General features: G+C 38.8%; 12 protein-coding genes. 5 read left to right on the forward strand and 7 right to left on the reverse strand.

Features of this window, described 5'->3' with window-relative positions; all coding sequences use genetic code 11:
* Positions 1-81: 81 nt before the first annotated feature.
* Positions 82-2,100, reverse strand: a complete 2,019-nt coding sequence (locus tag EHQ59_RS12675) for a 7TM diverse intracellular signaling domain-containing protein (RefSeq protein ID WP_135619994.1) — start codon at positions 2,098-2,100, stop codon at positions 82-84.
* Between the two features lie 65 nt (positions 2,101-2,165).
* The gene (locus EHQ59_RS12680; RefSeq protein ID WP_135619995.1) at positions 2,166-3,908 is read right to left on the reverse strand and encodes a hypothetical protein; all 1,743 of its coding nucleotides are present in this window, start codon (positions 3,906-3,908) and stop codon (positions 2,166-2,168) included.
* Positions 3,909-4,039: 131 nt separating this feature from the next.
* Between EHQ59_RS12680 and EHQ59_RS12685 the strand changes: the two genes are divergently transcribed.
* The 3 genes from EHQ59_RS12685 (at position 4,040) to EHQ59_RS12695 (ending at position 7,586) form a co-directional block, all read left to right on the forward strand.
* On the forward strand, positions 4,040-5,269 hold the full coding sequence (locus EHQ59_RS12685) for a PAS domain-containing sensor histidine kinase (RefSeq protein ID WP_135620035.1): 1,230 nt from the start codon (positions 4,040-4,042) through the stop codon (positions 5,267-5,269).
* A 95-nt stretch (positions 5,270-5,364) separates the two neighbouring features.
* Positions 5,365-6,510 carry a hypothetical protein gene (locus EHQ59_RS12690; protein ID WP_135619996.1) on the forward strand — a complete coding sequence of 382 codons (1,146 nt, stop codon included), beginning with the start codon at positions 5,365-5,367 and terminating at the stop codon, positions 6,508-6,510.
* Positions 6,511-6,563: 53 nt separating this feature from the next.
* Entirely contained in the window at positions 6,564-7,586 is a 1,023-nt protein-coding gene (locus EHQ59_RS12695) for a pirin family protein (RefSeq protein ID WP_135619997.1), read from the forward strand.
* 48 nt (positions 7,587-7,634) lie between these two features.
* Here the strand turns inward: EHQ59_RS12695 and ilvD are convergent, their stop codons facing one another.
* The 4 genes from ilvD to EHQ59_RS12715 all read right to left on the reverse strand — a co-directional run bounded on the left by ilvD (position 7,635) and on the right by EHQ59_RS12715 (position 13,317).
* A complete protein-coding gene (ilvD, locus tag EHQ59_RS12700; RefSeq protein ID WP_135619998.1) occupies positions 7,635-9,311 on the reverse strand; it encodes a dihydroxy-acid dehydratase in 1,677 nt (558 codons plus the stop codon).
* A gap of 69 nt (positions 9,312-9,380) precedes the next feature.
* Entirely contained in the window at positions 9,381-10,031 is a 651-nt protein-coding gene (locus EHQ59_RS12705) for a hypothetical protein (RefSeq protein ID WP_341867148.1), read from the reverse strand.
* Positions 10,028-12,679: a TonB-dependent receptor plug domain-containing protein gene (locus EHQ59_RS12710; protein ID WP_135619999.1), complete on the reverse strand. Its 2,652-nt coding sequence runs from the start codon at positions 12,677-12,679 to the stop codon at positions 10,028-10,030. The genes EHQ59_RS12705 and EHQ59_RS12710 overlap by 4 nt, the downstream gene beginning before the upstream one ends.
* Before the next feature lie 56 nt (positions 12,680-12,735).
* On the reverse strand, positions 12,736-13,317 hold the full coding sequence (locus EHQ59_RS12715) for a TetR/AcrR family transcriptional regulator (RefSeq protein WP_135620000.1): 582 nt from the start codon (positions 13,315-13,317) through the stop codon (positions 12,736-12,738).
* Positions 13,318-13,465: 148 nt separating this feature from the next.
* On the opposite strand from EHQ59_RS12715, the gene EHQ59_RS12720 reads away from it, so the two are divergent.
* Both EHQ59_RS12720 and EHQ59_RS12725 read left to right on the forward strand, forming a co-directional pair.
* Positions 13,466-14,158, forward strand: a complete 693-nt coding sequence (locus tag EHQ59_RS12720) for a nitroreductase (protein WP_135620001.1) — start codon at positions 13,466-13,468, stop codon at positions 14,156-14,158.
* A 65-nt stretch (positions 14,159-14,223) separates the two neighbouring features.
* Entirely contained in the window at positions 14,224-14,826 is a 603-nt protein-coding gene (locus EHQ59_RS12725) for a class I SAM-dependent methyltransferase (RefSeq protein ID WP_135620002.1), read from the forward strand.
* Between the two features lie 84 nt (positions 14,827-14,910).
* Here the strand turns inward: EHQ59_RS12725 and EHQ59_RS12730 are convergent.
* Positions 14,911-15,313: ankyrin repeat domain-containing protein (locus EHQ59_RS12730; protein WP_135620003.1), on the reverse strand; the 403-nt coding region annotated here is incomplete at its 5' end.

Raw genomic sequence — 15,313 nt, forward strand, 5'->3', positions numbered from 1 at the left:
GTAGACTATCCTGTATATCCATTTGATATAAAATAATTTGATGTTAAAGTATTTTTTTTTAAAAAAAATACCACTTTTTATCTATAAATCGAAGCCTAGAATGGTGAGGTCATCTTGGCGATCGATCCCATTTTGGAATTTGTTCAGAGTATGCAGTAGGTTGTCCTCAACTTGACTTAAGGGAAGATGGGTTGTAGATAATAGAAAATTGTGCAAACTCTCTTCTCCAAATTCTTCATTTTTAGAATTGAAGGCTTCGTAAACTCCATCCGTAAACACGAACAATCGATTTCCATTTTTAAAATGGAAGGTCTTCATTTCATAATGAGTTTGTTTTTTTAATCCAATCATCCTCCCTGTTTTCGCAAGAATCTCTCTTTTGCCATTCTGTAAAAGTACGGCAGCAGGATGGCCGGCGGATGCATATTGAATCGTTTGTTCTTTCAAGTCGATATCCAAAATCATCGCCGTCAACAAACTGTTTAGGGAAACAAAATTATCCATAAACTCTTCATTAAATATTTCTAATACTTGATTGGGACCAAGTTCAAATTGTTTGATGGGATCATAAAGGCCTTTAATTGCCATCGTGATCATGGCTGCATGTACACCATGCCCCGTGGCATCTGCAATCATAATTCTATACTTGGAATCTTTTAAACGAATGATATCAAAAAAATCCCCACCTACTTCGGATAAAGGGTAATATCGATACTCTAACTTTAGTTCATTGATCAATTCTGAACTCACTCGAATTGAATTTTCTTGGATGTTTTTTGCCACAAAAAGATCTCTTCGCATGGCGCTTAGAGTTTGATTAAGTTTTGATGTTCTTTCTTTTACTTTTTCTTCTAAATCTAAATTCGATCTTTCTAAATTTGCTTTCACGTTCGCTTCGGCAATTTCCTTTTCGCGAATGATCATATTGTAACGATCAGCTAAGGCAAAAGCAAGTAACATCATTTCTGCAACAGAACCATACTGTGGACCTTCGATGGTAAATACATTGGTAGGTATATAACCTAATGCTCTTAATGTGGAAATGATCAAAGCTAAAAACAAAAATGCAAATGCTAATAAGAAAAAATAGGCTATTCTTTGTTTTTTTAAGGAACACATGACTCCGATCACCAAAATCCAAAGAGACGTGATGGAGTGACTGAAAACAAGCCATCGAATAAAAGTATCAAAGGAAATAATATATGCGATTGGAAGTAGGATTTGAAGAGCAATTACAATTAGATTGATTCGATCTAATTTGGGCAAAATCTCTTTTGTGTGTAAAAGATTACGCATAAAAATTAGAAATAAGATCAAAACAACTGAGATCAATAAATTGATCGCATATTGGTCTAACCAAGGCGAATGTTTCCAGAAGTATTCAGACGCAATTCCATTATAGGCTGCAATCGTGATCGCAATACTCAAAACCACAAATACATATAAAAGATAACTTTCATCTCTAAGGATAAAAAATAAAAACAAATTGAAAACAATCATTGCAATCGCAATTCCAAAATACATCGCTTGCATCACATGATCGTCGATTTCATGTCGATCGTAATTTTTTTGCCGCCATAACTGAATTGGCAAATTGATTGAGTTAGGAGAATTGACTTTTATGTAAACATCCGTAACGGAGTCTTTTCCAAAGCTGATAGGAAAAACAAAAAAACGTGATTGGTAAGGACGTAAGTTAGAGGGAACAATATACCCGGAAGGGAAAACTTTGGTACCAGTATTTGTTTTTACGTATAAATCCAAAGTCTTTAATCGAGGATAGGTGACTACAATATCGGTTTGGATTTCTTCCTCTGTTGGGTTTTGGATTTTGATCTTCAACCAAAAGGTTGATTGGGAATAAGAAAAATTATATGCCTCTTCGGAAGAAGGATATTTTTGAAATTGATTTTGGAACTCATCTAATTGGACTTGGTTCCAGTTTGAGACTTGATTTTTATCTTCATAAACTAACATTGATTTTGCTAGATAAATCGGACTCTCACCTAATGATGTCAAATTAATCATGGGGCTCTCTGCAAATACATGAGTCCAAGTGCCAAAGACAATCAGTGATACCAAAAATTTCTTAAAACACATTTGAGTTTTGAAATGAATTCTTCTTTTTAGAATAAGGTTTCATTTTCCTAATGTTCATTTCCATACTAATGAGTTTGGAACAAATCCAATGCATAGAGATGTTGGTCTTTTGTGAAAAGGGAAATTCCATGAAAACTGGTACTCAATCCAAGCGGACCTTGTAAGATATGACGACAAAGGATTTCACCCTTGGTTCCTAGTAAAATCACTTCCACTTGGTCTTTTTCACTATACTCATCAAAACAGGAAAGAAGGACAATCGAATGTTTTCCATCAAACGTATAGGTTTGTAATACTTCCGACTGGATTGGATAGTTTGAAAGTAAGTTTCCTTTTGTATCTAAGATCACAATCTCTCGGTAGTCATTTGTGATGAGAATCGTTTCGTCAGTAATCAAAATGGGAGTTTTATTTGTCCCAAAGGAATGGGGACCCAATGTATCGGAAGAAGAAAATTCAAGTTCTTTGATGATTTCTAAATCATGGTTAAGAAGATACGATTTCTCCCAAGTGAATGGCATCAAAATTCCATGGGCAAACTCTAAAGGTGGAGTTGCTAACGTGAATAAAAGTTCTACACCTGAATCTTTTTGATCATAAAAACGTTTTTGCTTTCCTGATTGGATATCATCTACAATCGAATAATAATAATAAAAATGGAATTGGGAATCAATGAAGACGGGATGGAAATCCGATTTGTATTGGAAAACAACTTCTGCCTTTTCGTTCTGAGCAAACACACCTTTCACAGTATGGAATAGGATGACATCCGTTTCGGTGGCAAAGGCTTTTCCAGTAAACGGCTCGTTGTGAGCGGATTTGATTTTGTGAATGAGTTGTTTTTGATCTAAATCATACACATGAATTTCATTGGCATGTGGAAGATATAATCTTCCAAACAAAATCGAAAATTGAAAATTATGTACAATTCGATTTTCAGATACATCTCGTTCTTCCGTGGAGAGAATTTCATAACAACGAAAGGCAAGTGGAATCGACAAAAGGAGATTTCCTTTTAAATCAAAAAGTAATAATTCGTTTGGACGATTGAGTTTGGAATAATACTCAGAACCTTTTTGGTATCCTTGGTAATAGGCAAGATAACCCGAATGATAAAAAAGATAGGGAATCCCAATTCCTTCTCGAAAGGGAGATTTCACTGTATGTTTCCAAGTTATGTTTTTGTTTTTGAAATCATAACCATACAAGGTATAGGTGGATGTTTTTTCCGTAAGAACAACAAAGTAATCGATCCCAATCCACTCCGTATACAAAATTGTTTCTTCGGAATCAAAAGAAACTAAACATTCACTTAAACTTGGAAATCCTCTCTCAGCTAATTCAAAATACTCTTTTGGGAATTTAGTTTTGTACCATTGGCGGATCCAACGTTTAGCTGTGCTAGTAAGTCGCGTCTCCCTGGTTTCGAAAAGACGTTTTAGTCCTAGTTCTTCCTTTGTAGAAATTCGTTCTAATATTTCCTCCACAAAGAAATAAGGAAATTGAGATTCAAAATGAGCAAGTAAACCAGTGATGTCGGGACTTCGAATCAAATCGGAACGCGATTTGTCCAGAAGTTCAGCAGTTTGTTCGTAATACTCAGGATAGGTGGAACGCGGATCACCAGTGCCCTTCACTCGGATCCACCAATAGTGGTGACAGTCTTGGCATTCATAAATCTCATTGTATGGAGTCAGTGCAACTCCCACAATGTCTACCGTGGAAAAATGAGGGGTTTGGTTTTCCTCTTGGATTGGTTCCAATCGGGAAAATGTTTTTTCACCTTTTTGACAAAACAGACATGCCATACTAAGAAGGAGTTTAGTTAGATCTCATTTTTACACTTGGTCAAGTGAAATTCCAACCGACCGAATTCTCCAATCTCCATCACTTAGTTCTTGGCAATTTTTTGCCAAGTGATGAATTCTTGTCATTACCTATGTCGCTCGGCCAGAAGTCATATGAGGATCTTTTACAGGAGATAAAAGATTTAGAAAAAGAGAACCAGATTCTCAAAAATACCATTTTAAGTGCCGATACCCAACAAACAAAAGTTAGTAACCTTTTACAATTCACTCAGTTTTCCATTGATACCATTTCTGATTCCATTCTTTGGTTAGATGAAAATGGAAAGTATGTTTTCGTAAACAATGCTGCTTGTAAAAACTACGGTTATACCAAAGAAGAATTATTGTCCATGACTATGTTTCAAGTGGACCCTTTGTTTACGAAAGAGATTTGGGATGCTCATTGGAAAGAAATTTTAGAGAAAAAAACATTTACAATCGAAACAATCAACAAACGGAAAGATGGAAAAGTTGTTCCAATCGAAGTCACTGTCAATTTAGTTGAATATGGTGGAAAACAATACAACTGTGCCATAGTTAGAGATATCACCGAACAAAAACTAAACGAATCTAAACTAAAACAATCAGCAATTCGGTTAGCAGAATTAAATGCCACTAAAGATAAATTTTTTTCGATCATTGCTCATGATCTACGTGGACCACTTGGAACCCATAGAGAATTTGCAAAACACCTGAGCGAAAGAATATCCTCTTTCACAGAAAGCGAAAGGGAAATTAATTTACAAGTATTAGAAGAATCTTCCGAAAACCTATATTCGCTGATGGAAAATCTTTTGAACTGGGCAAGAAATCAAACTGGTCATATCCAATTCCAACCAATTCGGATACAAATGTATGGCCTTGTAAATTCCGTTTTGGAATTATTCCTTTTGTCCATCCAGAAAAAACAATTACAAATCCGGAATGAAATTCCTCAGACACTCGAAATCATTGTCGATTCCTTTATGATGGAAACTGTATTTCGTAATCTATTAACCAATGCGATTAAATATAGTTTTTTAGACCAAACGATCACCATAGGTTATGAACTGATCCAAAACAAAGGGGAAACTTCCTTATTCACACATCGATTTTTTGTCAAAGATGAAGGTGTTGGAATGACCGAGGACCAAATCCAATCTCTCTTTCGATTGGATAAAAAGTATTCTACACCTGGCACTGATTCGGAAAAAGGAACAGGACTTGGTCTCATTGTCACGAAAGACTTTATCGAAAAACACAATGGAATCCTTTGGGTGGAAAGTGAACCAAAGAAAGGAAGTATTTTCTACATAGAACTAGGACAAATCGCAATTGAATGAATCATAATTCGTAAATCATTTAATTTTTTATTCCCTAACTGCTTTTCTATTATTTTTTAATGGATCACGAACCAAGCCTTTGCATTTTTGAAAGAATGCGAAGCCGCTTCATACTCCTTTGTTTCATTTCTTCTATCCTTACCTTTCCGTTATTAGCACAACCTGTCACCAATGGAAATGAACCCGTTAACGGAACACAAACTCCTCCGCCAAAAAAATCTTTTTTTGGATCCAGACTTTCCGTTTTGGAACTGGCAGGTGAGTTTGTTCAAACTCCTTCGGAAGGTGGTCCTCAATCTGTTTCGAGCATCTTAAATTCGGCAAGGATTGCCTCGAGTTTTGCCAACAGCTCCGCTTCGAATAATTTAAACCCACCAGGGATCATCACAGAAAGTGCAGAGTCAAGACCCGCATCGACCATCTCCCCTCGGATCAAATACTCTCATCAATTTTCAGAAGACTTCTTCATTGGTTTTGTTTATGCAAAAGGGGAACAATACAACGATACCAGAACCAGTTTTAGTACCAACGGTCTCTATCTAAATGATAAAATTCGCTCAGGAATCAATGAGGTAGGATTTCGAATTGGAATGGGCCCCATCAATTATCTCACAGATTCTTTCTCTTCCGAGTTTAGTTTTAGTTATTCAGAACTTTCTTCCAAAGGTCCATTTCAATCCTTCCAATTAAAATTTCCTTTTTTACGAACGGGAGAACAAACGGTTACAGAAGGTTATGCGTTCTCAACAGGTTCTGTTGAATTTAGAACGAAGAACTATGGTATGAATTATGGTTTCTCAGCATCGATTACAGATTGGCTGAATTTTTATATGATTGGAGACTTAACTATTTTCTCAGGGCAACTCAAACTCTTAAGTTACGGAATTGAAACCTCTTCCACAGGGAGTTTAAATGCAAGTAACCAAGTAGTATTTTCTTCTCCCGTTTCCAAAACAGACATTACCATCTTCCAGTCCAAGCAAGGTTTGGCTCGGGGACTCGGTGGTGCCACTGCCTCTTTTGAAGTTGGTCTTGTTTGGAAAGTGTTTGATACCTTAGGAATCAAATACGGTGGATTTTACCAAATTTCATCTTTCAGTGTTTCGGAAGTGACTGGATATAATTTTGGTCCAGGAAAAACTCCTGTGGAACTAAGCTCAGTTCCAGACCTCAATTCTTCCCAAAGTGCAAAAGAATTTGGCTCTTTTGGGGTGAATGTATCCCTTGTGAAAAACTTTTGATCTAGTTTTCTTGTCTTATCATTAGAGGGTGAACCTCTGGTGACAGGACAACTATGAAACACAAATCCATACTCTATGCGCAAAAATTAGATTTCCAATGGCCAACTTCGGATCCCTTCCTTTTCTGTGTCCACCACGAAGACTTTTATCCCAATGGAAATGGTAAATTCGGACCCAATGCGTCCTTACAAGGAAGGCAGATCGGACAAGATTTTGCGGGGAAGGATGGATGGAGGATGTATCATGGCGAAACCATTCCTGGATTTCCTGGCCACCCACACCGCGGTTTTGAAACGGTTACTGTGGTTCAGCGAGGGATCGTAGACCACGCTGATTCCCAAGGGGCCGCTGGTCGTTATGGGGATGGAGATGTACAATGGATGACAGCTGGTGCTGGTATCCAACATTCGGAGATGTTTCCCCTCATCAATGAAACAACTGACAATACAATGGAACTTTTCCAAATATGGTTGAATTTACCCGCTAAACACAAGTTTGTTGATCCTCATTTCAAAATGTTTTGGAATGAAGATATCCCTTTGAAACAAATCACCGATTCAAATGGAAAAAAAGTAAAAATCAAAACAGTCGCAGGTACTTTGTTTGGTGATAAAGCATTAGATCCTCCACCAAACTCTTGGGCGGCAGATCCCACAAACGAAGTGGGAATTTATATTTTAGATTTAGATCCAGAAGTACAATTCGTACTTCCTAAAACCTCAAATGGGAATCATCGCAATTTGTATTATTTCCGGGGAGAAGGTCTTGTTGTTGATGGAACACAAGTTCCAGGAAAACATATGTACAATTTGAAAGCGGATGAAGCTGTTGAAATGCGAAATGGTTCCGAAGTGGGTCGAATTCTCATTTTAGAAGGGAAACCAATTGCAGAACCAGTGGTTCAATATGGTCCTTTTGTGATGAACAAACAAGAGGAAATCCAACAGGCGTTTGACGACTATCGCCGAACTCAGTTTGGTGGTTGGCCTTGGGACTCCTATGATCCCGTTCACGTTGGCAAAGGTAGATTTGCCAAACATGCAAACGGGAAAGAAGAATTTCCCACAAAAACTTAAAGGTCTGTCTTTCTACAGATTGGATGATTTACAGACGGATTGGTAAGATTACCGGTCCGTCAAACAACCTGTACTGGCATCCTTCACCATTTGGATGTACTTCCACAGATAACCACTTGTGATTCGGTAGGGAGGTTTTTTCCACTGAGCGCGGCGTTTTTCAAGTTCCGTCTCACTGATTTTGAGATCCAGTCGGTTTGTGCGAGCATCGATCGAAATCACATCCCCATCTTGGACAAGAGCAATCTCTCCCCCTTCCATGGCTTCCGGAGTTATATGACCCACCACAAATCCATGGCTTCCCCCTGAGAAACGACCATCGGTGATGAGGGCCACATTGTCCCCAAGTCCAGCACCAATGATGGCAGAAGTAGGTTTTAACATCTCTGGCATTCCAGGTCCCCCTTTGGGTCCCACATAACGGATCACAACCACATGTCCTGGTTTCACTTTTCCATCACGAATGCCTTCGTTTGCTTCCACTTCTGAATCAAAACAAATGGCTTTTCCTTCAAACATTTCCCCTTCATGGCCAGTGATTTTTGCAACGGCACCTTTTTTGGCAATATTACCATATAACACTTGTATATGGCCTTCTTTTTTAATTGGATTGCTCACAGGTCGGAGTAAGTCTTGGTCTTTCGGAAGGTCTGGTAATGATTCTAAATTTTCTGCAATGGTTTTACCAGTCACAGTCATACAAGATCCATCTAACATTCCTTCTTTTAACATGAATTTCATGATGGCTGGTGTGCCACCGATGGCAAAAAGATCTTCCATAAGATACCTTCCACTTGGTTTCATGTCTGCAAGGAGTGGTGTGGTATCGGTAACTTTTTGAATTTGGTCTAAGTCCAAATCAATACCCATCGTGCGTGCAATCGCAATCATATGGAGAGCCGCATTTGTGGATCCACCAAGGATTGTGATCACACGTAGTGCATTTAAAATGGATTTTGGAGTGATGATATCAGAAGGTTTGATGTCCTTTTCTAAAAGATTGTAGATATACTTTCCAATCTCTTGGCATTCTTTCTTTTTTTCTTCACTGCGAGCTGGAGATGAAGAACTAAAAGGCAAACTCATTCCCATCACTTCGATTGCCGTTGCCATCGTATTGGCCGTGTACATCCCACCGCAAGCACCAGGTCCTGGGCAGGAATTTTTGATCACTTCTTTGAAATCTTCTTCTGAAATTTTGCCGTTAATCTTTTTTCCATAGGCTTCAAAAGCAGATACGATATTTAATTTTTCACCTTTAAAGTGACCACCATTGATCGTTCCACCATATACCATGATGGAAGGGCGATTCAGTCTTGCCATGGCCATAATGGCTCCTGGCATATTTTTGTCACAACCCGCTGTAAAAATAAGTCCGTCATAAAAATGAGCACCAGCAATGGTTTCGATGGAGTCCGCAATGATTTCTCTGGAAGGAAGGGAATAACGCATTCCATCATTTCCATTGGTAATCCCGTCACTTACCCCGATGGTGTTGAATAATAAACCAACCATTTGTTTTGTATCGAGGACACTTTTCTTTTGCAACGCAGACAAGGTTGTCAAATGCATGTTACAAGGATTCCCATCAAAACCAGTACTTCCAATGCCAACAAAAGGTTTGTTTAGGTCTTCATAAGGAACACCTGATCCTATGATCATCGCTTGGGATGCTGGGAGAGATTCATCTTGGGTTAAAACGCGGCTGTATCGATTCAAACTCATAATTTACAATTTCCTTGGGATTAAAGTCAAAATGAGAGAATGGAAGAGAAAGGAAAGCGGATTTTAAACCTAGGGAAGTGTGATTTCCAATAGGACTTTGTTTTCAAAACTTTCCCTTGCCAAAATTTGTTCCCATTCTAAAAATTCTAATCGTAAACAACTGTTAGCTTTGTCTCGACTTGATTGTGATAAAAATCCATTGGCAGAGATCGTTTTTGCTGCTTTGGCAATTTTACCTCGTGGGGATTCTAATAATTGGATCTCGGAAAAAGTGGCCAGTCGCACATTGGCACTTGGTACATAACCAGATGTCTCACAAGACTCTGTCACTTGGAATTGATATCGACTTTTCAACGTTTCGATGTTAGCGTTGGAAGTGGCTCCTAAAGAAAGAATCCCCGATTGTAAAATGGATTCTTGGCAATCTGGTGTACGATTTTGAATGGTTCGAGTTTCATTCAGGTTGAAATTGACTTCGGCTTGTGTGATGATGAGTTGGTTGTGGTCACAAACTCCCAAGGGCCTACGACTACAGGTTTTCGTATTGGGAGTCGTATCTACTTTGATGCAGTTTCCAAAATTCCTCTGCCAGTACAAAGTTGTGAGGATCCATGTTTGTTCTTCTTGCTTTTTCTTTTGCAATTCTTCTCCCGTTTCAAAACAGGAAACCAAACAGAGGAAGGATAAAAGAAAGATTTGGATCCAACGAATTAGCTTCAAAATCGAACCTCCATCCCTATATTGATGAGAGGTATGATCGCCATCTTACCATTTGGAGTTTGGGAAATGATAAATGGTGAGTTGACGGTATCATAGGTAGGACTTGGGTTTTGGTTTCTTTGGTAATTTTTGGTATTATCAAATTCAAATCCAGCTTGGTTCCTTCTTCCATAAAAATTCACAAACTCAATATAGGTATTGATGTACCCCCAAGAAAAATTTTCAATGCGATCAATTCGTAAATCAAATTGATGGAAGGGTAAAAACCGATCACTGTTGTAATTGTTCGAATAATTGGGAAAATATAAATTGAGTCCAAACGTTGCTGCTTGGTTTGCTCGCGTAGCACCCGTTATGGGAGTATAAGGAGTTCCAGAAAAGTAACGAAATCTACCACCAACCATCCATTCTGCATTAAATTTATAACCAAAAACTAAGTTGAGAATATGAGTGCGATCCAGGTCATACAATTCTTCTTTGTCATTATTATAAATCACTTCTAAATTGTTATCATCGTAATAGTTGAGATAGTTTGTGCCAAATTTTGTTTGGGCGAGAAGCCTTCTTGTGTTATTTTGTAAAGTTCGATTCCGTGATTCCTCACTGGTAAGTCGTGATTGGTTATTGATTCGTTTTGTGATGGAATTGGTATAGGAAATCCAACCAAAAAGACCTGATTGTTCCCTCGGATCCTTTGTTTTTTTTAAAAAGATTTCGACACCTTCTGAATACCCATAACCTGCATTTGAATAATTTAAATTTTTAGGAGTGATGGGATTGGCAAATACCTTCGCTGTTTCATTCACAAAAATCCTTGTGTCGTTATTGAGTGCATAAGGATCAACTATATAACTATCAGGAACAATGATGTTTTGGAAGATGTTCCGAAAACCTTCCACTTTGATTTGCCAGTGGTTTGCGAAGTCTTGGCTGATCCCAAGGGAGTTGTGTTCCGACCGTTCCATAAACAAATTGGGATTCCCTGATTTTTTGGATAAGGCTTCCACAGATACTGGAGCATTATAATGAATGCCATGTCCTGCCATTAAACTTGTTTTTGTGGAATCAAATACGTAACCAGTCGTAATTCTCGGAGCCAAATTACTTTCATTGCTACCCGAGTAGTGGTCAATCCGTGCCCCTGGTGTTAGGCGAAATCCTCCATACTTAAATTGAAATTCGCTATAAGCAGATTTTTCACGATAACGAATTCGATCTCCATCAATCACGGAGCGAAACGCTGCATTTGAATTGAGTAGGTCATTGAAAATATTATAAAACAAACGATTGTAAGATGATATATTTTCTCCCTTCAGTGTTGTTTCTCGAAATCTGCCTTGCACACCCACTTCAAATTTTAAGTGTTCTTCCCATATCTCCCATTCTAAGGCGTTTTGAACATAGGTGATAGTATCAGAAGTACGGTTTTGTAAACCAAAAATATTTTCGGCCGTAAGTGGGTTTGTGAAACGAAGTTCAAAAAATTCATCAAACCAAGTGCGTGAATAAGACAAGGTATTACGAAACGATTTTCCTTTCCAAATGTAACGAACTGCATCTGTGCGAAACATTCGGTCAAGACCCGTGGGAGGTCTTGGGTCTTCCCCTCCCCGTTCAAAATCTGCCTGTGCTTTGGTATAGGCTTGGCGATCTCGAGTGCCAAAGGTTTGCACTGTCAAACGATGGTCTGGATTGATGTCCCAAATCATTTTCCATTGGTAGTCATGGTATTCCGCATACTTGGCATCTTCCGGAATTCCTTGTGGGTAGGTTTGCAAAAGGACCACATTCGGATAATTTTTACGACCAGAACTGATCATGGCAAGACCTGGCAAAACTTTTGTTTGGTTGTAGATATCCGATAAAAACAAGTTGATATTGATGATGGTTTTGTTTTCATCCACTCGATCAGTTCCTTCGATGGCTATGATTCCTCCAGTCGCATAACCATACTTTGCTGGAAATGCACCTGTATACACATCAAAAGATTTGATTAAATTATTATTCAAAACCGAAGATTGATTTCCCAAATGGAAAGGATAAGGAAGTGGAAATCCATCAAAATAATATTGGTTTTGCCTCGTTCCTCCACCGCGTAAGGAGAGGTCCCCTCTTTCGCTATTGGAGTATGGATTTCCCGAAATCAAATTGGTTCCTATGTTTGTAAATACAGATGGCAAAATGCCAACGGGCGCACCGATCACAACCCCTGGAACCGTTTGTAAGGCTTTGAGTGAATCACCAGAAACTCCAGGCAATCGTTTGATTTCATCTTGGACAAGGCCATAACGAGAGAGTGGTGTTTTATCTCTCTCCCCACTCACGAAAATTCCCGAAAGAGTGGTTTCAGCGATCGTGACAAGAATTACTTGACCTTTGTATCTTACCTCTCGAAAGATGGATTCCGTTTTGTCTGCAGTGGAGATTTTGATTTCGTAATAACCAGGATCGGGAAATGTAAGTTTGGCGATCCCTTCGGAATTGGAGATTCCACTGGTTTTTCCTTTTTTGGAAATCACAACAGCGTTTGCGATTGGTTTCCCTGTGTTGGATTTGACGATTTGAAACGTGACTTCGAGATTCCCTTCCGCAAGGAGTGGATTGGTTCCAGAGGAAAATAAAAAAAACAAAACGATCAAATGAAACAATAAATTCAATCTTAGTAAGGAAAAGAAACAAAATGAACTTCGCGGAGGATTTGGTTTCATTCGGCGGTGGGAATTAAATTCTCAGCGATTTTGTACAATTCCTCTAAAGATTTTTTATCATCTAAGAGACGGTAACTTTGTAACACACCCTCATACACAATAAACAGCTGTTTAGCGAGTGATTGACAATCGACACTTGGTTTGGTATATCCGTTTGCAACAGATTCTTTTAAAAATTCCGATAAACAATTGATGGTTTCATTGGCAATCCTTTCAATTTCAGAACGGATATGAGTTTCTCCTGGATGGATTTGTGCTCGGAAATTGGCCATCCCACATCCAAACAATTGGGATTGTCTTGCTTCCCTAGAAAGGATTCGCACCCAAGCTTTGATAAAATCCAATGGTTTTGGATTTCGTTTCATCAATGTTTTGAGTAAGTTTAAATTTTCATCGGAGTAGAGTTTTAAAACTTCTTTGCCCAATTCTTCTTTGGAAGAAAAATGTTGGTACAAACTCGCCTTCACCGTTTTCGCTTCTTCTACGATTTGGTTAAGGCCAGTTTCGGCATAACCTTGTCTGAGAAAAAGGTCACGGCTTACGGACAAGAGGCGAATTTTAGTCGGTTCCTTTTTCATTTCTGTCCTACGTTTCGAGAAAACAAAATCTGAGCAAGAAATACACCAACCGGTCTGTTCAAAATTTCTTTCCATTTTTAGATTCCGATGGATTTTTTTTCTTGCAATTACATACCGACCGGTATGTATGTTTTCCAGAAGGTGACCGATGAACCAAGAACTGATTTCCATCCATGAAGTCGCAAAAACCGTTACAGAGGCAATGGACACTCGCCATAGCATTCGCGAGTATGAATCGAAAGAGGTTCCTCAGGAAATACTCCAACGAATTTTCACCAAAGCATTACGTAGTCCCAGTTGGAAAAATTCACAACCTTGGAAGGTTCACATTGTGAGCGGAGAAAAACGAAAGGAACTGTCAGAAGCACTTACCAATGCTGCCAAATCTTCAAGTCCCACACCTGAGACGGGTTGGCCGGAATCTTATCCGAGTGATGCCAAAAAACGAATGTTTGATTTGGGCATGAAAATTTACGGAGTGGCGGGAATTGATCGAAAAGACAAAGAAGCACGGGACGAGTTTATGTTACGTAATTTCAGTTTTTTCGGTGCACCGACTGCCGTTTTTATCACTTCCAAATTTGATCTGAATTTTTTTGTAGGAATTGATTTAGGATGTTTTTTGCAATCGGTTTTACTCTTAGCACGAGAAGAAGGACTTGGCACTTGCCCACAAGCCGCACTTGGTGCCTTCCCTGTGATGGTACGGAATGCACTGGACCTTCCTAACGAAGAGAAAGTGATTATGGGTCTAAGTATTGGTTATCCCAAAGCGAATTCTGATCTCAATCGTTACCACACGCCTAGGGAAGAAGCGAACGATTTAATTCGAGTTTATTAAAAAAACATTTTTGTTTTTGGAACTTTGGGATAAAATACACCAACTGATCAAAAAGTTAGGTATCTATGTACGACAAAGATTTCTGGAACGAACGTTATGCGAATGAGGAATATGTGTATGGGAAAGCTCCGAATGAGTTTTTACATTCACGTCTTCCCAATTTAAAAAAAGGAAGGATTCTGTTTCCATGTGAAGGGGAAGGAAGGAATGCTGTATTTGCCGCTGGCCTAGGATGGGATGTGTTTGCATTTGATCAGTCAGAATCGGGTAGGCAAAAAGCACTTCAATTAGCGAAGGAAAAAAATGTAAGTTTCCACTATGAGATTTCAGATGTCCTCAGTTACCCGTATGCACCAGAACAAATGGATATGGTGGCACTTATTTTTTGCCACTTTCACAAATCCATCCGAACCACTGTGCATAGAAATTGTGTGCGTACCTTAAAACCAGGTGGAATTTTACTACTCGAAGCCTTTTCTCCTGACCAATTGAAATACACATCTGGTGGTCCAAAAGATCCTGATATGCTTTGTCACTTAAAAGACTTACGCATGGACTTTTCTGAGATGAGTGTAGAATACGAAGAAGCTTTGGAAATTGAGTTAAATGAAAGTCCGTTTCATCGAGGTAAGGCGGCCATTGTCCGGCTCGTACTTCGAAAATTATAATCGAAAATTAAAAAGTGCGAAGCGTTAACCGAATTCTATTCGCCATCAAACATTTGTTTCACGATTAATGAGCAGTGGGAATGTTTATTTGAGAGAATCCAAATATTTTAGGATTCCCTCTTCTCCCCTTTCCTCTGCAAGTTCGGAAATGCTCACCCCACCCACTGTTTTGGCTTTGGTTTCGGCACCCGATTTTACAAGTAGTTTCACAAGTTCTAAATTTCCGCGATACACTGCACGGTAGAGGGCCGTCTCCCCCATGGTGTTGCGAAGGTTGACATTCGCACCTTTTTGGATGAGAAATTTTGTAAGTTCCATTTCTTCTTCATCCACAGCTCTGATGAGCGAAGAATTTCCAAGAGAGTCTTTGGCATTGATGGAAACACCTTGGGCTAACAAAGTTTTGACTTCTTCTAAATTCCCTTTTTCGACTGCATGAAAGAGACGTAATTCCAAACTAGGAGGAGTTTTCACAACGGTTTCATCC

This window comes from Leptospira kemamanensis, assembly GCF_004769665.1.
In the GTDB taxonomy this organism is placed as follows: Bacteria; Spirochaetota; Leptospiria; order Leptospirales; family Leptospiraceae; genus Leptospira_A; species Leptospira_A kemamanensis.